The organism is Mesorhizobium sp. M1334 (genome assembly GCF_040317995.1).
Classification (GTDB): domain Bacteria; phylum Pseudomonadota; class Alphaproteobacteria; order Rhizobiales; family Rhizobiaceae; genus Mesorhizobium.
Genome location: NZ_JAMYLM010000001.1, coordinates 291399 through 312786, shown reverse-complemented (window position 1 = coordinate 312786; position 21388 = coordinate 291399). Strand labels below are relative to the sequence as shown.

The 21388-nt window shown below is 63.3% G+C and carries 20 protein-coding genes; 11 read left to right on the top strand and 9 right to left on the bottom strand.

Annotated features, from left to right (window positions below):
- Positions 1 to 22: 22 nt before the first annotated feature.
- The 4 genes from NKH17_RS01515 (at position 23) to NKH17_RS01500 (ending at position 4655) form a co-directional block, all read left to right on the top strand.
- Positions 23 to 760 (top strand): hypothetical protein, encoded by a 738-nt coding sequence (locus NKH17_RS01515; protein ID WP_352806217.1) that lies wholly within the window; start codon positions 23 to 25, stop codon positions 758 to 760.
- A 201-nt stretch (positions 761 to 961) separates the two neighbouring features.
- Positions 962 to 1861, top strand: a complete 900-nt coding sequence (gene folD, locus NKH17_RS01510) for a bifunctional methylenetetrahydrofolate dehydrogenase/methenyltetrahydrofolate cyclohydrolase FolD (RefSeq protein WP_352806214.1) — start codon at positions 962 to 964, stop codon at positions 1859 to 1861.
- A 16-nt stretch (positions 1862 to 1877) separates the two neighbouring features.
- Entirely contained in the window at positions 1878 to 2876 is a 999-nt protein-coding gene (locus NKH17_RS01505; protein ID WP_254820541.1) for a GlxA family transcriptional regulator, read from the top strand.
- 111 nt (positions 2877 to 2987) lie between these two features.
- The gene (locus NKH17_RS01500; protein ID WP_352898061.1) at positions 2988 to 4655 is read left to right on the top strand and encodes a vWA domain-containing protein; all 1668 of its coding nucleotides are present in this window, start codon (positions 2988 to 2990) and stop codon (positions 4653 to 4655) included.
- A 50-nt stretch (positions 4656 to 4705) separates the two neighbouring features.
- On the opposite strand, the gene edd is transcribed toward NKH17_RS01500, so the two are convergent.
- The 3 genes from edd to zwf form a co-directional block, all read right to left on the bottom strand.
- Entirely contained in the window at positions 4706 to 6529 is a 1824-nt protein-coding gene (edd, locus tag NKH17_RS01495) for a phosphogluconate dehydratase (RefSeq protein ID WP_352804043.1), read from the bottom strand.
- A gap of 73 nt (positions 6530 to 6602) precedes the next feature.
- Positions 6603 to 7316, bottom strand: coding sequence for a 6-phosphogluconolactonase (gene pgl / locus NKH17_RS01490; RefSeq protein ID WP_352804046.1), 714 nt, complete (start codon positions 7314 to 7316; stop codon positions 6603 to 6605).
- The gene (zwf, locus tag NKH17_RS01485; RefSeq protein ID WP_352472717.1) at positions 7298 to 8767 is read right to left on the bottom strand and encodes a glucose-6-phosphate dehydrogenase; all 1470 of its coding nucleotides are present in this window, start codon (positions 8765 to 8767) and stop codon (positions 7298 to 7300) included. The genes pgl and zwf overlap by 19 nt, the downstream gene beginning before the upstream one ends.
- Before the next feature lie 273 nt (positions 8768 to 9040).
- Between zwf and NKH17_RS01480 the strand changes: the two genes are divergently transcribed.
- A complete protein-coding gene (locus NKH17_RS01480) occupies positions 9041 to 9787 on the top strand; it encodes an SDR family oxidoreductase (RefSeq protein WP_352804050.1) in 747 nt (248 codons plus the stop codon).
- A gap of 63 nt (positions 9788 to 9850) precedes the next feature.
- Here the strand turns inward: NKH17_RS01480 and NKH17_RS01475 are convergent, their stop codons facing one another.
- From NKH17_RS01475 to NKH17_RS01465, 3 genes are all read right to left on the bottom strand, one after another.
- Positions 9851 to 10654 carry an SH3 domain-containing protein gene (locus NKH17_RS01475; RefSeq protein ID WP_352804053.1) on the bottom strand — a complete coding sequence of 268 codons (804 nt, stop codon included), beginning with the start codon at positions 10652 to 10654 and terminating at the stop codon, positions 9851 to 9853.
- A gap of 258 nt (positions 10655 to 10912) precedes the next feature.
- On the bottom strand, positions 10913 to 12199 hold the full coding sequence (locus NKH17_RS01470; protein WP_352804056.1) for an NAD(P)/FAD-dependent oxidoreductase: 1287 nt from the start codon (positions 12197 to 12199) through the stop codon (positions 10913 to 10915).
- A 140-nt stretch (positions 12200 to 12339) separates the two neighbouring features.
- Positions 12340 to 13773 carry a glutamine synthetase family protein gene (locus NKH17_RS01465; RefSeq protein WP_352898057.1) on the bottom strand — a complete coding sequence of 478 codons (1434 nt, stop codon included), beginning with the start codon at positions 13771 to 13773 and terminating at the stop codon, positions 12340 to 12342.
- Positions 13774 to 13940: 167 nt separating this feature from the next.
- On the opposite strand from NKH17_RS01465, the gene NKH17_RS01460 reads away from it, so the two are divergent.
- Positions 13941 to 14657: an HAD family hydrolase gene (locus NKH17_RS01460; RefSeq protein WP_352898055.1), complete on the top strand. Its 717-nt coding sequence runs from the start codon at positions 13941 to 13943 to the stop codon at positions 14655 to 14657.
- A 32-nt stretch (positions 14658 to 14689) separates the two neighbouring features.
- Here NKH17_RS01460 and NKH17_RS01455 read toward each other — a convergent pair whose 3' ends face one another.
- Positions 14690 to 15079 (bottom strand): ANTAR domain-containing protein, encoded by a 390-nt coding sequence (locus NKH17_RS01455; protein ID WP_352475853.1) that lies wholly within the window; start codon positions 15077 to 15079, stop codon positions 14690 to 14692.
- A 427-nt stretch (positions 15080 to 15506) separates the two neighbouring features.
- Here NKH17_RS01455 and NKH17_RS01450 point away from each other — a divergent pair, with 427 nt between their 5' ends.
- Entirely contained in the window at positions 15507 to 15968 is a 462-nt protein-coding gene (locus tag NKH17_RS01450) for a RidA family protein (protein ID WP_254819286.1), read from the top strand.
- Positions 15969 to 16033: 65 nt separating this feature from the next.
- Here the strand turns inward: NKH17_RS01450 and NKH17_RS01445 are convergent, their stop codons facing one another.
- Together NKH17_RS01445 and aceA are read right to left on the bottom strand one after the other, a co-directional pair.
- Positions 16034 to 16276, bottom strand: coding sequence for an SMc00767 family acetate metabolism repressor (locus tag NKH17_RS01445; protein ID WP_023719402.1), 243 nt, complete (start codon positions 16274 to 16276; stop codon positions 16034 to 16036).
- A 78-nt stretch (positions 16277 to 16354) separates the two neighbouring features.
- Positions 16355 to 17644, bottom strand: a complete 1290-nt coding sequence (aceA, locus tag NKH17_RS01440) for an isocitrate lyase (RefSeq protein ID WP_352898053.1) — start codon at positions 17642 to 17644, stop codon at positions 16355 to 16357.
- Positions 17645 to 17882: 238 nt separating this feature from the next.
- Here aceA and NKH17_RS01435 point away from each other — a divergent pair, with 238 nt between their 5' ends.
- The 4 genes from NKH17_RS01435 (at position 17883) to NKH17_RS01420 (ending at position 21142) form a co-directional block, all read left to right on the top strand.
- Positions 17883 to 19334 (top strand): helix-turn-helix domain-containing protein, encoded by a 1452-nt coding sequence (locus tag NKH17_RS01435; RefSeq protein ID WP_352898051.1) that lies wholly within the window; start codon positions 17883 to 17885, stop codon positions 19332 to 19334.
- A 15-nt stretch (positions 19335 to 19349) separates the two neighbouring features.
- Positions 19350 to 19613, top strand: a complete 264-nt coding sequence (locus NKH17_RS01430) for a DUF2167 domain-containing protein (RefSeq protein ID WP_352806241.1) — start codon at positions 19350 to 19352, stop codon at positions 19611 to 19613.
- Positions 19501 to 20007: a DUF2167 domain-containing protein gene (locus tag NKH17_RS01425; RefSeq protein ID WP_352806238.1), complete on the top strand. Its 507-nt coding sequence runs from the start codon at positions 19501 to 19503 to the stop codon at positions 20005 to 20007. Before NKH17_RS01430 ends, NKH17_RS01425 begins: the two co-directional genes overlap by 113 nt.
- 181 nt (positions 20008 to 20188) lie before the next feature.
- Positions 20189 to 21142, top strand: coding sequence for a DMT family transporter (locus tag NKH17_RS01420; protein WP_352898049.1), 954 nt, complete (start codon positions 20189 to 20191; stop codon positions 21140 to 21142).
- The last annotated feature ends 246 nt before the right edge of the window (positions 21143 to 21388 follow it).

Here is a 21388-nt window from a genome sequence, read left to right as displayed (position 1 = left end):
CGAGGGGGAAGCTTCAGAAACCATGGCTTATAGGAATAATCGTGAACACTGGAGGAACGAGCAGTCCCTGCTGTCGTTCGTCGAGGCAGCGCGCGACGAAGACGAAGCAGCGCTGGTTTCCCTGGAGGACCGTACAGCCCCGTCATGGCGCGAGGATGCTGCCACACGCCATCGTCTGGCCCGCTCGCGCCGCGAAGCGCGTGCCAGCCCGATCCTGTTGGCAGCTGCCGGCATAAGCCAGCCCCATCCTGATGAGCCAAAGGCCGGCACCATGCTGATGGAAGAGGCTACAGCTGCCGATCGGTTTTTCGACCCCGCTGGCTCCCTTGGCGGCTCCGATGCCGGCTCCGCCGATCGCGCCGCATACCCGGCAGCGCCGCCTCCCGCTCTGCCGGTCGAGGTCGCGCGCACCAAACGTCCTGGTCCGATCAGTGCCGTGTTGTCGGCGCTGAGCCGGCTCATGCCTGGCGGAGCGCCGGAGGAGATGACGTCGGGTGAGACTTCCACCGCGACAAATTCAAGCGCAGCCATGTCGCCTGCCTTCTACCCGCAGCCGCTCTATGCCGGTCGGGCACCGTATCCACAGCAACCCACGCCGCCGCATTCGGCCCATACTCAGGCCTGGTCGAGGGACGCAATTCAGGCCTCGGAAGCCGCCGATCTGCAAAGCCAGATCGAGGAAATCCGCGCCAGCCTGCGCGAATTCCGCGAGGCGGTTCGCGAGCTCACCGAAAACCGCACGCATCGCCGCTATTTCTGAGCGTCGAATAAAACATGCCGGTTTCGAGTTAACGGCATGGGACGGCGCATTGACGGGATTGCCCGGCTCGATTTTCGTGAAAATGCCGCGCTGCATGTCCGCCCGCCCGCGCATGGTTCTGGGCAACGACCTGCATAAAAACATATCTGGAGCACGCCGCATGGATGCGGCAGGCTTAGCAATAGGCGTCGAGGGTGGTTCATGGCTGAGTTGATTGACGGAAAAAGCGTCGCCGAAGACGTGGTGCGGCGGGTCAAGACACTGACCGCCGAACTAGCGGAAAACGGCGGGCAGCCGCCCGGTCTCGCGGTGGTCATCGTCGGCGAGGATCCGGCGAGCCAGGTCTATGTCGCCTCGAAATCCCGCACCGCCAAGGAATGCGGCTTCCATTCGGTTCAGCACACGCTGCCGGCCGAAACCTCCGAGCCGGACCTTTTGAAGATCATCGGCCAGCTCAATGCCGATCCGACCATCAACGGCATCCTGGTGCAGCTTCCGCTTCCCGGCCATATCGACGCCGGCAAGATCATCCAGACCATAGCGCCGGAGAAGGATGTCGACGGCTTCCACTTCATCAATGTCGGCAAGCTCGGCACCGGCGAGCTCGAGACCGCCTTCGTGCCTTGCACGCCGGCCGGCTCGATGCTGCTGATCGAACGGGTGCGCGGCAAGGACCTGTCCGGCCTCAATGCGGTCGTCGTCGGGCGTTCGAACATCGTCGGCAAACCGATGGCCAATCTTCTGCTTGCCGCCAACTGCACCGTCACCATCGCACACAGCCGCACCAGGGACCTGCCGGCGCTTGCCCGCACCGCCGATATCCTGGTTGCCGCCGTTGGCCGGCCCGAAATGATCCGGGGCGACTGGGTCAAGCCTGGCGCAACCGTCATCGACGTCGGCATCAACCGCATCGCCGCACCTGAGAAGGGTGAAGGCAAGACCCGCCTCGTCGGCGATGTCGCCTTTGCCGACGCGGCGACGGCGGCCGGCGCCATCACGCCGGTGCCTGGCGGCGTCGGACCGATGACCATTGCCATGCTGATGGCCAACACGCTAGCTTCCGCCTATCTCGCGGCCGGGTTGAAACGGCCTTCCTTCTGACCAGAAAGCAGCGTCCTTGCCGAACCTCACTGTTCCCTTAGAACGGCCGGTCACCAATGATCCCGTTCAGGGCGGCCGGCAGTTCGGGTTTCTGCTGGTCGACAAGTTCTCCATGTTCTCGCTGGCCGCGGCAATCGACACGTTCCGGTCGGCGAACCGGCTGCTCGGCCGCGATTTCTATGGCTGGACGACGGTGTCGGCCGACGGCGATGCCGTCATGGCGTCCAACGGCCTGCCGCTCAAGATCGACTACGCCGTCGCCGATCTGCCGCCGGTCGATATCCTGTTCGTCTCGGTCGGGCTGACGACGGAATTTCCCGGCAAGAGCAAGGTGCTGGCAGCGCTGCGCAGCTGGGGCCGGCGCGGTAATGCGCTCGGCGCGCTTTCGGTCGGCTCCTATCTGCTTGCCGAGGCAGGCCAGCTCGATGGCTATCGCTGCACCATCCATTGGGAAAACCGCGCCGGTTTCCTCGAACGCTTTCCGGATATCAACTGCACCGGCAATGTCTTCGAGATCGACCGCAAGCGCTACACTTGCGCCGGCGGCACCACCTCGATCGACCTGATGCTGGAGATCGTGCGCGGTGATTTCGGCTCGAGCCTCGCCAATGGCGTCGCCAACCAGTTCCAGCATGAGCGCATCCGCTCGGCCGGTGACCGCCAGCGCGTCGGCCCGGAGCGCGACCTGACCGGCAAGTCGGAGAAGCTGCGCCGCATCGTCGAGCTGATGGCCGACCATCTCGACGAGCCGCTGTCGGCGGTGCAGCTTGCCAAGTCGGCGGGCCTGTCGGTGCGCCAGGTCGAGCGCCTGTTCCTGCGCCATCTCAGCGTGACGCCCGGGCGCTACTATATGCGGCTTAGGCTCGAGCGGGCGCGCGAACTGCTGCGCCAGACCAACATGCCGATCCTCGACGTGGCGATCGCCACCGGCTTCACCTCGCATTCCTACTTTGCCCAGAGCTATCGGCTGCAGTTCGGCCGGCCGCCTTCCGAGGAACGCCGCACGACCTATTGAGGGTTTTGTACAGCGGCGGCGCAGCTTCGTGCTCGAGCCGGGCTTGTGTCGCGACGCGGCGTCAAATAGCTTTCCGGCGCCGAGCGGCGGCGACTGATGGGGAAATATTCGATGGTGGGATTTGTGCGGAGCGCCGCGGCGGCGACCCTGCTGCTGTGGATGACGGGGTTCGGCTTCGCCGCCGATCGCGTCATTATCGTTCTCGATGCCTCCGGCTCGATGTGGGCGCAGATCGACGGCAAGCCCAAGCTCGAAATCGCCCGTCAATCGCTGCGGAACGTACTGCAATCGGTCCCGGACGACGAGGAAATCGGCCTCATGGCCTATGGCCATCGCGAGAAGGCCAGTTGTGACGACATCGAACTCATCGTGCCACCGCAGGCCGGCTCGGCCAGTGCGATCTCAGCCGCGGCCGACAGCCTGAAATTTCAGGGCAAAACGCCGCTGACCGCCGCCGTCAAACAAGCGGCGGAGGCGTTGAAATACACCGAGGGCAAGGCGACGGTCGTTCTCATCACCGATGGCATCGAGACATGCAACGGCGACCCCTGTGCGCTCGGCAAGGAACTGGAGGCTGCCGGCGTCGACTTCACCGTCAATGTCGTCGGCTTCGGCCTGACGGCGGCCGAGGGCAAGCAGGTCGCTTGCCTCGCCGACAACACCGGCGGCAAATATATCGAAGCGTCGGATGAAAAGGCATTGCAGGACGCCCTCGTCGAGACCGTCGCGCCTCCGCCGCCCGCCCCTGAACCGGCTCCCGCCCCGCAGCCTGCTCCCCAGCCGGCGCCCGCGCAGCCGGCGGAGTCCAATTTCGTGCCCACCGTCGTGCTTGCCGAGGGTGGCGATCCCGTCACCGACGGCAATGCCTGGGAGATCTACAAGGCAAATTCCGACGGCACGCGCGGCGATCCCGTCACCACTGAATATGGCGCCTACAAGGGCAATCTTGAGCCGGGCGACTATATCGTCGTCGCACGCGCCGGCGAGGCCAGGGCCGAACAGAAGATCAAGATCGAGCCTGGCCAGGTCGCCAAGCCGCACTTCAACCTGAATGCCGGCACGCTGGTCATCCACCCCAGGCCAAGCGAAGGAGCGGACGTTGACGGCGGCGCGGCTGTCGTAGTCGGCTATCCCGGCGTCGACACCCCGCCGACCTATTACGGCGACACGAAAGTCGTGCTGCCGGCCGGCGACCAGAAGGTGACCGTCACGATCGGCCAGGGCATGGTTACCGAGACGATCCCGCTTGCCGCCGGCAGGGTCATCGACAAGGACGTCATCGTCGGCGTCGGGCGTATCGTCGCCAACGCCTATTATGCTGCCGGCGGCGACAAGGCCGAGGGTTCGGGCGTCGGCTTCAAGGTGCTCCAGGCGAAAAAGAGCGTCGACGGAACCAGGCGGGAGGTGACTTATGCCTACGGTCCGGACAGCAAGTTCGATCTGCCGCCCGACGATTATGTGCTGGTCGCGACGGTCGACCTTGCGGTTGCCGAGCAGCCGTTCAGCGTCAAGGTCGGCGACCATCAGGATCTGAAGATCGCGATGAACGCCGGCATGCTGACGATAACCGCGCCAGGGGCCTCGAAGATCGAGATATTCGAGGCCAGGAAGAACATCGACGGAACCCGCAAGTCGGTCGGCTACGCCTATGACCAGAAGTATGAAGCCACCCTGTCGGCCGGTGACTACGCGGTGGTTTCGGAGAAATCGGACAACAGCTCGAAGGAAGGCACGGTAACGGTCAGGGCCGGCGTGCGAGCCGAACTGACGGTTCAATAGATCCAGGGGAGAGCAGCCGTCAGCCGCTCTTCCTTATTGCCGAAAAAAGATCACGCTGTACCGAAGGCGCTGGCGCCATGGTCGGCGCGGCCCACCAACTGCCGGAACCCGGCGAAAAGCTCGCGGCCGAAGCCGAATTCATTGCCTATGAGGTCGCTGTCGGCGGGCCGGCGCAGGGCAAAGTCGCCGGCCGGCACCAGCACTTCGAGAGTCCCGGCCTCGGCGTCGAGCCTGATGATATCGCCGTCATGGATCCTGGCGATCGGCCCGTCCTCCGCCGCTTCCGGCGTCACGTGGATCGCCGCCGGCACCTTGCCTGAAGCGCCCGACATGCGGCCGTCGGTGACCAGCGCCACATGCTGGCCGCGGTCCTGCAGGATGCCGAGCACGGTGGTCAGCCTGTGCAATTCCGGCATGCCGTTGGCCTTCGGACCCTGGAACCGAATGACGGCGATGAAGTCGCCGGTCAGCGACCCCGCCTTGAACGCCTCGTTCAGCCCTTGCTGGCTATCGAACACCTTGGCCGGCGCCTCGATGATGCGCCGCTCCGGCTTGACCGCCGATGTCTTGATGACGGCGTGGCCGAGATTGCCTGAAAGCACTTTCAGCCCGCCGCTCGGCTGGAACGCCTTCTTGAACGGTGCCAGCACCTTCTCGTCGCCGCTTTGGCGCGGGGAGGCCTCGCGCACGACGCCGCCGTCTGCACCGAGCTTGGCCTCGACCGCGTAGGGGCGCAGCCCTTCGCCCCACACAGTCTGCACATCCTCATGCAAGACGCCTGCGTCGAGCAGTTCGCGGATCAGGAAGCCGAGCCCGCCGGCGGCGTGGAAATGGTTCACATCGGCAAGGCCGTTCGGATAGACCCGCGCCAGCAGCGGCACCGCTTCCGAGATATCGGAGATGTCCTGCCAGGTAACGGCGATGCCGGCCGCCGCTGCCATGGCGATCAGGTGGATGGTGTGGTTGGTCGAACCGCCGGTGGCGTGCAGGCCGACGATGCCATTGACGATCGAGCGCTCGTCGATCATCCGCCCGACTGGCGTGTAGGCGTTGCCGAGCGCGGTGATCGCCAGCGCCCGCTTCGTCGCTTCCCTGGTTAGCGCGTCGCGCAACGGCGTGCCGGGATTGACGAAGGAAGCGCCAGGCGTGTGCAGGCCCATGATCTCCATCAGCATCTGGTTGGAATTGGCGGTACCGTAGAAAGTGCAGGTTCCCGGCCCGTGATAGGATTTTGATTCCGCTTCGAGCAGTTCGGCCCGCCCCGCCTTGCCCTCGGCATAGAGCTGGCGGATCTTGGCTTTTTCGTCGTTCGGAATGCCGGTCGTCATCGGCCCGGCCGGGATGAAGACCGCCGGCAGATGGCCGAAGGTCAGCGCCGCGATCACCAGCCCCGGCACGATCTTGTCGCAGACGCCGAGATAGACGGCGGCATCGAACATGTTGTGCGACAGGCCGATTGCCGCGGCCATGGCGATCACGTCGCGCGAGAACAGCGACAGCTCCATTCCGGGTTGGCCCTGGGTGACGCCGTCACACATCGCCGGCACGCCGCCGGCCACCTGGGCGATGCCGCCGGCCTCGCGCGCCGCGTCCTTGATCAGCGCCGGAAATGTCTCGAAAGGCTGATGCGCCGACAGCATGTCGTTATAGGAGGTGATGATACCGAGGTTCGGCACCCGGTCGCCGCCAAGCGCCACCTTTTCGGAAGGGCTGCAGACGGCAAAGCCGTGGGCCAGGTTGCCGCAGGACAGCACGGCCCGGTTGGCCGTGCGGTTCGAGGCTTCGGCGATGCGGCCGAGATAGGCCTCGCGACCGGGCTTGGAGCGCTCACGGATGCGCTGGGTGATGGCTTCGATGTCGCGTCTTGCGGTCATGGCGGTCGGTCCTTTCAGGCGAGGTCCCGCAAATACCTTCCGGCTGTTGCCGGGACCTGCAGCCAAGTTGAGATCAGGGTGCCCAGAAAACCTCTACGGGCTTTTGAGTGGCATCGAGCACGGCGCGAATGGGCTTTCGTGTTCCAGTTCCAAGCGCGGCCTCGAATGCGGTGCGTTTTTCCGCGCCCTCGATATGCAGCGCGATGAAGGCGGCATCGATGATCCGCGCCAATGACAGCGTCAGCCGTGGCTCGCCGGCGCTTGCCGCGTGAACCGGAAGCACGATCCTTTGCGACGACGGATCGAGCAATCTTGCCAGGTTGTCGGCATCCGGAAAGAACGAGGCGGTGTGGCCATCAGTTCCCATGCCGAGCACAACGACGTCGAGTGGCCAGGGCAGCACTTGCAGCGCCTCACTGTCGGAGACCGCTGCGCCCTCGATACTTGCCGCTGCGCGGTAGAGCGGCACGAAATTCGCGGCCGCGGCCGCGTTCTGCAGCAGGTTGGCGGCAACCAGGCCGGCATTGGAGCGCGGCGATGAGGGCGGCACGAAGCGCTCGTCGACCAATGTTATCGTCACCTTTTCCCAGGCGATCGGAACGGTCGAAAGCGCCGCGAAGAATTTCGCCGGCGTCGTGCCGCCCGAGACCGCGAGCAGTGCCGTGCCGCGCTCGGCGATCGCCTTTGACAGACGGCCGGCGACGTGGCCCGCAAGCGCTGTCGCCAGCTCCTGGCGTCCGGCAAATTCGTGCCAGTTGTAGGCGCCGCCTAATTGCTCTCGTGCCATGTCCGCCCGTCGCGTTCGATCAGCGCAATCGAGGCCGAGGGGCCCCACGTGCCGGCGGTGTAGCCTTGCGCCTCTTGCCTGCCGCTTTCCCAGGCGTCCTGGATCGGGTCGATCCATTTCCACGCCGCCTCGACCTCGTCGCGGCGCATGAACAGCGTCTGGTTGCCACGGATGACGTCCATGATCAGCCGCTCATAGGCATCGGGGGCGCGGCCGTCGAAGGATTGCGCAAAACTCATGTCGAGCGGAATCTGGCGCAGCCGCATGCCGCCCGGCCCCGGATCCTTGATCATGATGAACTGCTTGACGCCTTCGTCGGGCTGCAGCCTGATGACCAGCTGGTTGGCGGAGATCGGCCCGGCGCTCTCGCCGAAGATCGAGTGCGGGATCGGCTTGAATTCGATGACGATCTCCGAAACGCGGGTCGCAAGCCGCTTGCCGGTTCGGAGGTAGAACGGCACGCCCGCCCAGCGCCAGTTGCCGATCTCGGCCTTGAGCGCAACGAAAGTCTCGGTGTTGCTGTTCTTGCCGAGTTCCTCGACATAGCCTTTCACCGGCCCGCCGGCCGAGGCGCCGGCACGATATTGCCCGCGCACCGTGTGCTTCGGCGCTTCGTTGCCGTTGATGCGCTTCAGCGCCCGCAGCACCTTCAGCTTTTCGTCACGGACAGCATCGGCGTCCATCGACGACGGCGCCTCCATCGCGACCAGGCAGAGCAGCTGCAGCATGTGGTTCTGCACCATGTCGCGCAATGCGCCGGCCTTGTCGTAATAGGTGACGCGGTCTTCCAGGCCGACCGTCTCGGCCACGGTGATCTGCACATGATCGACATTGGCGGAATTCCAAAGCGGCTCGTAGAGCGCGTTGGCAAAGCGCAGCGCCATCAAATTCTGAACCGTCTCCTTGCCGAGATAGTGGTCGATGCGGAAAATCTGGCTTTCATGGAAGTCGTCGCCGACCAGGTCGTTGAGCGCGCGCGCCGAAGCGAGATCGCGGCCGATCGGCTTTTCCAGCACGATGCGCGAATTCGGCGTGATCAGCCCGTGCTCCTTCAGCTTGTGCGAGATGTCGCCGAACAGCGCCGGCGCCACCGCCAGATAGAAAGCGCGGATGTGTTCGCTGTCGCCGATCGCCTTCTTCAGCCTGTCGAAGCCCGCACCTGTGGTTGCATCTGCCGGGATATAGGAGAGCCGCGCGAGGAACGTCTTCAGTTCCGTGGCGTCGATATCCTCCGGCTTCACATGATCGGCAATCGCCTGCCTGGCGAACGACTGGAATTCCTCGTCGGTCATCTTCGAACGTGATGTGCCGATGATGCGCGTCGGCTCGGAAAACTGGTGGTCGCGCTGCCGGTGGTACAGCGACGGCAGAAGCTTACGTTCTGACAGGTCGCCGGTGCCGCCGAAAATGATGAAGTCGAAGGGGTCGACGGGAATGATCTGGCTGGTCATGGTCTGTCCGCTGTGACGCCGGTCGCGATAACGCGGCTGATATAATCTAATCGATTTAAACTTGCCAGTGCCATTGCGTCACATCCGCGTGTGCTCTTGACACGGGCGCTAGCCGGAGGCTTGTCGGCAAGCGATGCTTCCGGAGCCTTCGCAGGTGCAGCATAGTGCCGGATGGCAGCGAAAGCCAAAGGAGAAATCGGCGATGGACGCACATCTTTTCGATGGCCCGGCCAAAGGCGTCGCCGCTCGCCTTCAACGATGAGTGAGAAAAGCATGCGCCTGCAAAACAAAGTTGCCATCATCACCGGCGCTGCCTCGGGCTTTGGCGAGGGCATGGCCAGGCGCTTTGCCGAGGAGGGCGCGCGGGTAGTCGTCGCCGATCTGAACGCCAAGGGCGCGGAGCGCGTTGCCGGGGAGATCGGCGAAAAGGCGATCTGGACCCAGACCGACGTCTCGCTGCGGTCCGAATTCGACGACATGGTCCATGCCGCAATGAGCGCCTTCGGCCGCATCGACATCATGGTCAACAATGCCGGTTACACCCATCGCAACGGTGACATGCTGGAAGTCGACGAAGCGACCTTCGACCTGATCACATCTGTCAACATGAAGGCGATCTACCACGCAGCGCTTGCCGTAGTGCCGGTCATGGACCGGCAAGGCGGTGGCGTCATCCTGACGACGGCCTCCACGGCCGGTATCAGGCCGCGACCTGGCCTCACCTGGTACAACGCATCGAAAGGCTGGGCGATCACCGCGACCAAATCGATGGCAGTGGAACTCGCGCCGAAGAACATCCGCGTCAACTGCCTCTGCCCAGTTGCCGGCGAGACCGGCATGCTTGTGAAATTCATGGGCGCCGACACACCCGAGATCCGCGAGAAGTTCCGCGCATCGATCCCGCTCGGCCGGCTTTCGACGCCGCTCGACATTGCCAATGCCGCGCTTTGGCTTGCTTCGGACGAAGCGGCTTTCATCACTGGCGTGGCGCTGGAAGTCGACGGCGGACGTTGTATTTGAACGCCCGGGTCCTCAGGCGCAGGACTGGCTGATGGCAAGCCACCCGCGATCGCTGTGCCGGCCTTACGCCCCGGTTTTGACGTAGCTCTTGTACACCCAGCCGCGCTTGCCGTTGTAGACGATCTGGCACCATTGCTTGCAGCTCATCACCTGCACCGAGGTCTTGGCAGGCACGGTGAGAATGGCGGCAGCATTCTTCTTCGGGCCGATCCGCATGGTGACGGATCTCAGGATGCGTCCGGTACCCGCAGTATTGGCTTTTCCGGATTTTGCCTTGGTACCGTCGGCGTCCTCACTCGCGGACTGCGCCGCCGGCAGTTGCGGCTTGGGTGTGGGGATGGCGGCGGTCTGAGCACCGTCTGGCCCTGTGTTTTTCGTCGAGCTGCCGGGAGCCGCCACTTTGGCAAACAGTGCCGCAGCGTCGGGCTTCGCTGCCGGGTTAGCAAACGCCACCGCGGCGGACGATTTATTGGCCGCCTGCTCGGTCTGGCTTGCCAGTTGGTCGGATGCTGCCGTGGCGGCGGCCGATGCCGTCTTTGGCCCCGTCCAGCGCGGATCATTGGGAGCCAGCGCTGGTATCTCGGCTTCCGCAGCGGCAACCGCTGTGGAAACCGCATCTGCCTTGCCCGTCGTCCGCGGCGCCGCAGTGACCTTGGCAGGCATGATCTTCGTCGTCTTGACCGGGATGGTCGGAACGATCTGCTCCGGGCTTGCGGCCGCTTGTCGCTCATTTGCCGGCAATGCCAGCCATAGTGCCACCGCGGCAACGCCGAGCAGTGCGGCCGTGCCAAGCGCGGCGATTACCAGATGCGCGTTCGACCGGACCCCATGCCAGAACGTCGGCCGCATATCGTAACCGAATTGCATCGCAAGGCGCCGTCGTTCCGGCGCACCGAAACTGAAGGGCTCTCTCACTCTTGCCACCTCCATTTGCGGGCCGATGTTCTTACGACCCCATGCCGGAGAGCCGGCATTTCGATCGGCATCGGTCCCAAACCAAAGCGGGCAAGCCCGCAAAATTCCCCGTTCAGCTGCCCACGAGCATCATCTTTCGCCCGCGATTGTGGCATCACTGCGCCCTTGGCGGGAATTCTGCGCCCAGGTTAAGGATTCTGCAACGTCTGGTTAAATCCTGTCCCGCAACGCGTACCAGTTGAGCGCAAGAAAGAGCAATGGCGCGCGCAAACGCCGGCCGCCGGGGAAGGGAGGAATTTTCAGGTCCTCGATCAGCTTCAGCCGGTCGCGGTTGCCGGCGACCGTCTCCGCATAAAGCTTGCCGAAAAAGTTCGACAGCATGACGCCATGGCCGGAATAACCGCCGATCGAGATCACATTGGGCATCACTTCGCGCACGAACGGCTTTCTCGGCACGGTGATGCCGACATAGCCGCCCCAGCCATGGGTGATCTCGACGTCCTTCAATGAGGGATAGATCTCGGCGATCTGCCGGCGGATGTGGATGTGGATGTCCTTGGGATCGTTGACCGCGTAAATCTCGCGCCCGCCAAACAGCAGCCGCCCGCCCTTCGATTTGCGGAAATAGCGCACGACGAAGCGCGAATCGTCGACCGCCTCGCCACCCGGCAACACTTTGGAATCGGCTCCCAGCGGCACCGTTGCACCGATGAAGGAGCCGATCGGCATGATATGCGCGGCACTCACGGGTTCGAGCGTGCCGCCATGGGCATTGACCCCGATCAGGCATTTAGCGGCGGTGATCGTGCCCTTCGGCGTCGCAACATTGACCTTGCCGCCGCCGGAGGTGATGCCGGTCGACGGCGTCTGCTCGAAAAGCTTTGCGCCGGCCTGTGTCGCGACTTTCGCGGTGCCGATCACCAGCTTCAGCGGATGGATGTGACCGGTGCCGGTATCGCGGGTGCCGCCGAAATAATGCGTCGAGCCGAGCCGCTCGGCAGTCTCCGCGGCATCCATGAATGAGATGTGCGGATAACCGAACCGGTTTGCCATGATCTCGGCATGAGCCTTGTAGTCGTCGACATAGCGCTTCTTGTGCGCCACCGACATTTGGCCGGGCATATAGTCGATCTCGATCTGGTTCACCGCGGCGAAGTCGAGCAGATGCGCCTTGGCCTCTTCGGCCAGGTCGAACAGCGCCTTGGCGCGGGAAAAGCCGTATTCCGCTTCCAGCTCCTCTGCCCAGGCCCGCTGTCCGGTGCCGAGCTGGCCACCATTGCGGCCGGATGCGCCATCACCGAAACGATGCGTTTCGATAAGCACGACATTCGCGCCTGTCTTGGCGAGGTGAGCCGCCGCCGACAGGCCGGTAAAGCCGCCGCCGACGATCACCACATCGCATGTCCGGTCGCCGTCGAGCGCCGGATATTCGGGCCTTGGCCCGGCGGTGTCTTCGTACCAGGAGCGGCCGGGGGAGATTGGGGATTGGTAGGGCATGATGCAGCCAAGACTCGGAGATTTTTGCAGAGGCGGAGAGAAATAGTCAGTGGTGAGTAGTAGTTAGTGAATAGGAACGGACAGTAACGGTCTTGGTGCGATCCAGCCCCGTTCACTACTCACTAATGACTACTCACTACTCACACATTCAGCAGCAAATACTCCCTCTCCCACGGGCTGATCACTTCCATGAAGGTCTCGAATTCCGCTCGCTTGATCGCCGCATAGGTCGCTGCGAAGGATTTGCCGAGCAGGGCGCAGAGTTCCTCGTCGGCCTCGAACAGGTCGACGGCTTCGAGCAGGCTGCGCGGCAGGTCGATCTGGTCCTCGTTGGCGGTCGTCAGAACCGGCGGCTCGGCCTGGATCTTGTTGGTCATGCCGATCAGCCCGCAGGCGAGCGATGCCGCCAGCGCCAGATAGGGGTTGGCGTCAGAGGAGGGAATGCGGTTTTCGACGCGCCGCGCCGTCGGGTCGGAGCGGGGCACGCGGAAGGCCGTGGTCCGGTTATCGTAGCCCCATTTGTTGTTGACCGGCGCCGAGGCCGACTGCGTCAGCCGCCGGTAGGAATTGACGTAGGGCGCAAACATCACCAGCGCGTTCGGCACATGTTTCTGCATGCCGCCGATGAAGTGGAAGAAGGCGTCGGTCTCCGAGCCGTCCTCCGCCGAAAAGACGTTCTTGCCGGTCTTCTTGTCGATGATCGACTGATGGATATGCATGGCGGAACCGGGCTGGCCCTGGATCGGCTTGGCCATGAAGGTGGCGTAGATTTCGTGCTTCAGCGCCGCCTCGCGGATTGTGCGCTTGAACATGAACACCTGGTCGGCGAGCTCGATCGGGTCGCCGTGACGCAGATTGATTTCGAGCTGGCCGGCGCCCTCCTCGTGGATCAGCGTGTCGATCTCCAGGCCCTGGCTTTCGGAGAAATGATAGATGTCGTCGATCAGTTCGTCGAATTCGTTGACCCCGGCGATCGAATAGCCGGCGCCGCCGCCGATCGGCCGCCCGGAGCGCCCGACAGGCGGGGTGAGCGGGTAGTCCGGATCGGGGTTCTTGCGCACCAGGTAGAACTCGATCTCGGGCGCCACGACCGGTCTCAGCCCGCGTCTGTCATAAGCGGCGAGCACGCGCTTCAGCACGTTGCGCGGCGTGAACTCGACCGAGCGGCCGTCCTGGTGGACGAGGTCGCAGATAACCGCCGCCGTCGGGTCCTCCTCCCACGGCACCACGGTCAGCGTCGAGAGGTCAGGCATCAGCTTGAGGTCGCCATCGTCCTCCGGATAGTGGAAGCCGTTGCCGTCCTCCGGATAGCCGCCGGAAATCGTCGTCATGAACACCGCCGAAGGCAGTGCCAGCGAGGTATTGGAGGTGAATTTCTTCGATGGCATCATCTTGCCGCGCGCAACCCCGGCCTGGTCGGGCGTGATGCATTCGATGTCTTCGATGCCGCGCCATTCCAGCCAGGCGCTGACTTCCTTCCAGTTCTTGACGCCACGTTGGTTTTTCACGAAGGCAGGCGTGCGGGCACGTCCTCCGCGGCTCGACGGACGGACTTCCTTTTTTGCAGGCGGCATCAATCACCAGATTTGTTGCAGATTGTGGAGTATAGCCGTTGCCGACGACGGAAGGGAAGGGGAGCCGGCTGGCATGCGCCTCGATAATCGGGGAAACACAACGACTTCCGGATAAAAGCCTCCTGGTTTAGGGTCGGCCTCCCGCAACGCTGCAATTAATGGGCCGCATGCAACACAGCCGCAAACTGACGACGATCGGCTTCGACGCCGATGACACGCTGTGGCAGAATGAACAGTTCTTCCGCATGACCGAGAAGCGCTTTGCCGCACTGCTCGCCGATCACGCCGAGGAGGACCGGATTTCGGCAAGGTTGTTGGAGGCCGAGAAGCGCAACCTCGCGCTCTACGGCTTCGGCATCAAGGGATTTACGCTGTCGATGATCGAGACGGCTATCGAGGTCACCGAGGGCCAGGTGCCGGCCTCAACCATAGCCGAAATTCTCGACGCGGGCCGCGAGATGCTCAGCCATCCGATCGAGCCGCTTCCGTATGCGCGCGAGACCGTGGAAAAGCTGGCCGGCGCCTACCGCCTGGTGCTGATCACCAAGGGCGACCTGTTCGACCAGGAACGCAAGCTGGCGCAATCCGGACTGGGAGCGCTGTTCCATGCGGTCGAAATCGTCAGCGACAAGAGCGCTGCCACCTATAGCCGCATCTTCAGCCGCCACGGCGATGGCCCGGAAAAGGGCATGATGGTCGGCAACTCGCTCAAATCGGACGTCGTGCCGGCCATCGAAGCCGGCAGTTGGGGCATCCACGTGCCGCATGAACTGACCTGGGTGCTGGAGCATGTCGAGCCGCCGGTCTCAGCACCGCGCTTTCGCCAGATAGCCAATCTCGGTGAACTACCAGGCCTGATCGAGCGTATCGGCGAGATTGATTGATCAGGTCTGCGGTCGGCGCGTCGCTGTAGAGGTCAGTTGCGGCCGACCCCGACCAGCCGGTCAATCACCGGCTGCAGCCGTTCGGTGGTGATCGGCTTGACGACCACCGCATCGACGACGCTCGACAGGCCCAGGCTCTCCGGAGTGCCGGTCTTGACTGAAAGCAGGATCACCGACGGAAGCGATCTGCCTGACGCCCTTCGCAGTGCATCGATACCCGACAGCAAGGCGTCGCAGTCCCCGTTCTGCGCGCCGCCGTCGAGAACGACAGTGCCGGGTATCAGCGCGTGCAAGGCCTTTGCCGCGGTTTCGGGAGTTTCCGAGATCGGTTTGAGGCCGGACCGCTCCACGATTTTTGAAACCACGACGCGGTTGATCGGTGATTTTCCGACCACCAGCACCCGCGAGAAATCCGGCAGCATCCGCGTCTCCATGTCCCGGCTAACGAAAGGCGGCTGTTTTGCAGGCTCGATATCGCGATTCGCTGGGCACATGGCGGGGCAGGCCGTTGTTCAACATTTCAATGCAGGGTTGAAACTCGAGCGGTAATTGGCGTGAGATCACTGCTCATGTCAAGCTCAAATGGCATATCAGGAGAATATCGCAAGAAACATTAAAATTAAAATTAAGTGCTTTCTTTGTCGCCGCCCGAAGGAGAAGTTGCACCACAACCGGGCAGGCTCCAGTGAACTTTAGCTTTGCAGCGCGAACGACCAACTCGCAGCCGTAGCCGGGTTGACGAAAGATTGGATGAAGGCGAGGCAGGTCTGTCGCGAGCTTGTCGTATCGCCTCGGCGGACTACCCTTCCTCGTGGCTAAGCACGTCTCTTTGATCGACGGGAGATGACAATGGAACTCGTGACTCACAAGAAATTCAAAAATGGCCGGTTGATGCCGTGGGGAAAGGGTACGGTCGTTACCGGCGCAAAGGGGTTTGTCTATCTTTCCGGAAACACCGCGACCGTCGAGGACTACGATCCGATCGGCAAAAGCGGCGGCGGCGCCGTCGGCGGTGCGGCGGCGCAGTGGCGCGAAATTCTCACCAACATCAAATCAGACCTGGAAGAGCTTGGCACTGCGCTCGACCATCTCATCAGACTGACCTTCTTTGTTAAGGGGCCATTTCCCGATGGCGGCGTTCTGAGCTCTCCCAATTTTCGCCTGGACGTCCTGGACGAATTCTTTGCCGAGCACTGCCCGAAGCACTGCAGCTACAACAACCCGCCGCCCTCGGAAGTTATCGGCGTTGCAGCACTTGCGCAGCCTGATCTTGTCATTGAAATCGTTGCACTAGCGGCTCTGCCGGACTAGGCAGAGCCGCGGCGTGCGGGGTGCGATAACATGCGCTCAAAAAAGGCGCGGTGCGGTAGAATTCATCAGTCGTGGCTCCGTTGCGTGACGATGACCGGGATCAGCAGGTCGCCCCAGTTGCCGTCGCCGCCATGGTGCCGTGCCGAGCGCACCAGTTCGACCGAGACGCCGGCCTCGACCGCCTTCATTACCGACTGATTGAGCCTGTGCAGATCGTTCGCTAGCATTCGGATGGTCGCCTGCTGGTCGACATTCATGCTGGTGGCCTGCTCTTCGGCCCGTTCCTTGACGCGGCTGATCGATGCCATTGGTCTTCTCCCTGTGTTGCCATGCCTGTTGTGTTGCCATGCCCGTTTGGGCGTTCCCTCTGTTTGTCTGCTATTCCGTTATTCCGCCGCCGGCCTGAATTGGGCGTGCTCGGTCGATCCATGCATGGCCGTGGTCGAAGACTGGCCACCGGTGATCGCCATCGAGACGGCGTCGAAATAGCCGGTGCCGACCTCACGCTGGTGCTTGGTGGCGGTGTAGCCATTGGCTTCCGCGGCGAATTCCGCCTCCTGCAGTTCCGAATAGGCTGCCATCTGCCGCTCCTTGTAGCCGCGGGCGAGCTCGAACATGCCGAAATTGAGCTGGTGGAAACCGGCCAGCGTAATGAACTGGAACTTGTAACCCATGGCGCCGAGTTCCTTCTGGAACTTCGCAATCGTCGCGTCGTCGAGATTCTTCTTCCAGTTGAAAGACGGCGAGCAATTATAGGCAAGCAGCTTGCCTGGATGATGCTTGCGCACGCCCTCGGCAAACGTCCTGGCCTGCGCTAGATCGGGCCTGGAGGTCTCGCACCAGATCAGGTCCGCATAGGGCGCATAGGCGACGGCACGGGCGATGCAGGGCTCGATGCCGTTGCTGACATGGTAGAAGCCCTCCGCCGTACGGCCAGCGCCATAATCGACGAAGGGCCGGTCGCGTTCGTCGATGTCGGAGGTCAGGAGCTTTGCCGCTTCCGCGTCGGTGCGCGCCACGACCAGTGTCGGCGTGCCCATGACGTCGGCGGCAAGGCGCGCCGCGTTGAGATTGCGGATGTGTGCGGCGGTTGGGATCAGCACTTTGCCGCCGAGATGGCCGCATTTCTTCTCCGAAGCCAGCTGGTCCTCGTAATGGACGCCGGCCGCACCCGCCTCGATGAATGCCTTCATGATCTCGAAGGCGTTGAGCGGCCCGCCGAAGCCGGCTTCGGCATCGGCGACGATCGGCGCGAACCAGGTGTCGACCGACAGCCCCTTGCCTTCGGACGTCTCGATCTGGTCGGCGCGCTGCAGGGTGCGGTTGATGCGCTTGACCAGTTCGGGCGCCGCATTGGCGGGATAGAGCGACTGGTCCGGGTACATGGCGGAAGCGGTGTTGGCATCTGCGGCGACCTGCCATCCCGACAGATAGATCGCCTTCAGCCCGGCCCGCACCTGCTGCATCGCCTGGTTGCCGGACATGGCACCCAGCGCGTTGACGAAATCCTCTTCATGGATGAGCTGCCACAGCCGGTTTGCCCCCATTTCGGCGAGGCTCTGCCGGATCTGCACCGAGCCGCGCAGCCGCTTCACCTCCTCCGGCGAATAGGGCCGTTCGATGCCATCAAAGCGGCCTTGCGGCGCCGACGGGACAAGGTTGTAAAAGTCGGTCATTGGTCACTCCAGGCGGGTTTGATGCCGGTTTTCGGATGGCGTCGCAGAGGGAAAAATGTGTGCGCCATGTGTGACATCATTTACACGCCGGCTCGACGCAAGCGAGGTAAACTTCCAGGCTAGCCAGAAAATAAGGGAAAACCTGTGTTGTGTTTGACTAATGAGAGCTGTAAATCTGTCATGATTGTAAAGGCCGCCATGCCATCGGCGGATGTAAATTTCTGTCAAGGGCAGTCGATTGGCCGACCATAAAATCTTCGCCGGGCCGCGCATTCGTCGCATCCGCAACGCCAAAGGGCTAACCCAGACGGCGATGGCCGAAGGGCTCGGCATCTCGCCGTCCTATCTCAATCTCATCGAGCGCAACCAGCGGCCGCTGACGGTGCAGCTGATCCTGAGGCTGGCATCCGTCTACAAGGTCGACCCGCACGAACTGCAAGGCGAGGCGCGGGGATCCGTGGCCGATTTGAAGGAAGTGTTTTCAGATCCGTTGCTGGCCGGCGAACTGCCGGGCGACCAGGAACTCATCGAGCTTGCCGAGGCGGCGCCCAACGCTTCCGCCGCTGTGATAAAACTGTTTCGCGCCTATCGCGAGCAGGCCAAGCGATTATCGGATATCAACGAGCTGCTCGCGCGTGAGGGCAAGGCCACCGCACTCTCCGGTGCCCGGCTGCCGATCGACGAGGTGCATGAGATTTTCGAACGCCGGCCGAATCATTTCGCCGCGCTCGAAGAGGAAGCCGAGGCATTCACGTCGGTGCTCGATCCCGGCGACGATCTGTTCAGTGCATTGAAGGCTTGGCTGCGGCGTGAATTCGGCATCGTCGTCAAGGTACTGCCGGTCGCCACCATGCCCAACTGGCGCCGTCGCTACGACCGGCACTCGCAACGCCTGTTCCTGTCCGAGCGCCTGTCGCCATTCGATCAGTTGCGCGAGGTGGCTATGGAGGCCTGCCTGATCCGCATGAGCGTCGCTGTCGCCGCCGAGATCCAGGCGCTGAAGCTGACCACGGACGAAGCCCGCCGGCTGGCGCGTTTCGAGCTCGGCCGCTATGCCGCGCACGCGCTGATGATGCCCTATCAGCCTTTTCACGCCGCTGCGGTCCGCACCCGCTACGACATAGACATGTTGCGGTCGCGCTTCGGCGTTTCCTTCGAGCAGGCGGCGAACCGGCTGGCCACGCTGCAGCGGCCGGGTGCGTCAGGTGTGCCGTTCTTCATGCTCGAGGTCGACAGTGCCGGCAATCGCTTCCGCAAGGCGGGCAGCCACGGCTTTCCGCAAAGCCGCTTCGGCGGCGGCTGTCCGAGGCTGCCGGTCCATGCCGCCTTCGCCCAGCCCGGCCAGATCCTGGTCGAGGCGGTGGAAATGCCCGACGGCGCAGCGTTTCTCTGCATTGCCCGCACGCTCGAGGGGCCGCAGGGCTCGTTTGCCGAGCGGCCGCGCCGCACCGCGCTGCTGCTCGGCTGCGACATCGGTTTTAGCGACGAGGTCGTCTATGGAGCGGCGTTGCCGAGGCCCGCCGCCATCGGCAAGACCGGACAGAGCGCCACGGCGACGGCGACGCCGGTCGGCCCTGCCTGCCGGCTGTGCGAGCGCATCGGCTGCCTCGCCCGCGCCGAGCCACCCGTTACACGCCCGCTCGGCCTCGATGAGATGGTGACGGGGCTGTCGGCATTCGATTTTCAGTGATTCGGCTCCAGCAATATTGCGGCTGAATCTTCGACCGGAGAACCTCATCTGTTCCTGCGGCGGCAACCAGTAAGCTGGTTCGCAGCTGCCGGCCATTGGGGGATAGAGCTGCGCTGGGAAAAGATTGGTTACGTCGACGACAGTGACGCCGCGTCCATCGATTACAATGAACTGCTGCGCAATATGCAATCAGACACTCTGTCCGGCAACGATCAGAGGGGTAAAGGACGGCTACGCGCCCATTACGCTGATCGGCTGGGCGTCGCCGCCGGTTTATGACGCGGCCCACAAGCGCTTGCACTGGGCCAAGGAGCTGCAATTTGGGAACGATGCCGCCCATACGCTCAACTACGACGTCCGTTTCCTTGGCAGGGAGGGCGTCTTCGTGATGAGCTATATCGCGACGGGGGAACAATTGCCGGAGATAAGGCAAAGCCTGGATGAAGTGCTTGGCCTCGCGGACTTCAATACCGGCAAGACATACGCCGATTTCGTGCCGGGCGTCGATACCGTTGCGGCGATTGGCGTCGGTGGCCTGATTGCCGGAAAGCTGGCGGCGAAAGCAGGTTTTCTGGTCGTGGCGCTGATCGCGCTGAAAAAGTTTGGCCTGCTCCTGCTGGTTCCGCTGGCCGGTCTCTGGCGCTTTATCCGCGGCAACAGGGGCACCTCCTAAAGCCATCGTCGACAGGTCGTCTCGGATCATCGCCGGGCGAGGGCGAGGGCCCTCATCGGTGCGCCAAACGGAACATTGAACTGGATCACGCCCGGCCTTCTGCTTTGCATTACGCGGATGAGGCACGTCTCTGTCGTCCATTGCACGTCGTGCTGCTCCGAATTCGCCGACAGTCGCACCCATGACCGATACCGCATCATCTCCGGTTGCCGCCTCGCCGATCGTGTCGCCGCAAGGGGAACGCGTCGGTTTCCTGCTGGTATTCCTGTCGGCGCTGATGTGGAGTTTTGGCGGCACAATTGCGCGCTTCATCGACAACACTGACAGCTGGACGGTGGTGTTCTGGCGCTCGGTCTGGGCCGCCGCCTTCCTGCTCTGCTTCATGGTCTGGCGCGACGGCTGGCGTGGCACGCTGAAGCTGTTTCGTGGCATGGGCCTGGCTGGCCTTGCGGTGGCGTTCTGCTTCGCCACGGCCTCGACCTCTTTCGTCGTCGCGCTTGCCTATACCACCGTCGCCAACATCCTGTTGATGCAGGCCGGCGTGCCGCTTCTGGCGGCGCTGTTTGCCTGGGCGCTGTTTCGCGAACGGGTGGCGGTGGCGACCTGGTTGGCGATTGCCGCCGTCATTGCCGGCGTCGCCATCATGGTGTCGGAATCGCTCGATGGCGCGGTATCGCCGATCGGCGACGGGCTGGCGCTGCTCATCGCCGTCATGTTTTCGGTCGCCACCGTCATCACGCGCCGCTTTGCCCATGTGCGCATGACCCCGGCGACTTGCCTCGGCACGATGCTGGCGGCCGCCTTTGCGGCATCGCAAGCGTCGGCCCTCGGCGTCTCGAGCCACGACATGGGCTTTCTCTTTGCCTTTGGTGTGATCAATCTGGGACTCGGCCTCGCCTTCTTCGCCACCGGCGCCCGGCTTGTTCCGGCCGCCGTCGCGGCGCTGCTCGGCACGTTCGAACCGATCCTTGGCCCGATCTGGGTCTGGCTCATCCATTCCGAGGTGCCGTCGGCGCGCACCATCGTCGGCGGTGCGGTCGTCGTCACCGCGCTGCTCGTCCATATCGGGCTCGAATTCAAGCGTCAGACGCGGCCCGCGCGAGCGGGCGTCACCGGTGTGCCGTCGCCTAATTGATGCAGCGCACGCGTCAAAGCGAGATGAACCATTGACAATGTCGCGGCCGCGCGGGCAGGCTGCGATCACGGCAACAACAAGACAGGCGTATCTTGCCAAGTCTCCATGCCGGCCGCATCGAGGCCGGACAACATCGTCGTCTTCCTGCCCGCGCCGTAGCGAAAGCTTCCGACGGCGCCGGAACACCAGCAACGCCACGCCAAGTCTTCGCTGTCGCCTCGTCGCCGAACCATAATGGCGCCGGCA

Bases quoted from the DNA above. Each gene is read 5' to 3' on its own strand.
- NKH17_RS01515 (WP_352806217.1), top strand. From the start codon at position 23: ATGGCTTATAGGAATAATCGTGAACACTGGAGGAACGAGCAGTCCCTG.
- folD (WP_352806214.1), top strand. From the start codon at position 962: ATGGCTGAGTTGATTGACGGAAAAAGCGTCGCCGAAGACGTGGTGCGG.
- NKH17_RS01500 (WP_352898061.1), top strand. From the start codon at position 2,988: ATGGTGGGATTTGTGCGGAGCGCCGCGGCGGCGACCCTGCTGCTGTGG.
- edd (WP_352804043.1), bottom strand. From the start codon at position 6,529: ATGACCGCAAGACGCGACATCGAAGCCATCACCCAGCGCATCCGTGAG.
- pgl (WP_352804046.1), bottom strand. From the start codon at position 7,316: ATGGCACGAGAGCAATTAGGCGGCGCCTACAACTGGCACGAATTTGCC.
- zwf (WP_352472717.1), bottom strand. From the start codon at position 8,767: ATGACCAGCCAGATCATTCCCGTCGACCCCTTCGACTTCATCATTTTC.
- NKH17_RS01480 (WP_352804050.1), top strand. From the start codon at position 9,041: ATGCGCCTGCAAAACAAAGTTGCCATCATCACCGGCGCTGCCTCGGGC.
- NKH17_RS01475 (WP_352804053.1), bottom strand. From the start codon at position 10,654: ATGCAATTCGGTTACGATATGCGGCCGACGTTCTGGCATGGGGTCCGG.
- NKH17_RS01470 (WP_352804056.1), bottom strand. From the start codon at position 12,199: ATGCCCTACCAATCCCCAATCTCCCCCGGCCGCTCCTGGTACGAAGAC.
- NKH17_RS01465 (WP_352898057.1), bottom strand. From the start codon at position 13,773: ATGCCGCCTGCAAAAAAGGAAGTCCGTCCGTCGAGCCGCGGAGGACGT.
- NKH17_RS01460 (WP_352898055.1), top strand. From the start codon at position 13,941: ATGCAACACAGCCGCAAACTGACGACGATCGGCTTCGACGCCGATGAC.
- NKH17_RS01455 (WP_352475853.1), bottom strand. From the start codon at position 15,079: ATGCTGCCGGATTTCTCGCGGGTGCTGGTGGTCGGAAAATCACCGATC.
- NKH17_RS01450 (WP_254819286.1), top strand. From the start codon at position 15,507: ATGGAACTCGTGACTCACAAGAAATTCAAAAATGGCCGGTTGATGCCG.
- NKH17_RS01445 (WP_023719402.1), bottom strand. From the start codon at position 16,276: ATGGCATCGATCAGCCGCGTCAAGGAACGGGCCGAAGAGCAGGCCACC.
- aceA (WP_352898053.1), bottom strand. From the start codon at position 17,644: ATGACCGACTTTTACAACCTTGTCCCGTCGGCGCCGCAAGGCCGCTTT.
- NKH17_RS01425 (WP_352806238.1), top strand. From the start codon at position 19,501: ATGAACTGCTGCGCAATATGCAATCAGACACTCTGTCCGGCAACGATC.
- NKH17_RS01420 (WP_352898049.1), top strand. From the start codon at position 20,189: ATGACCGATACCGCATCATCTCCGGTTGCCGCCTCGCCGATCGTGTCG.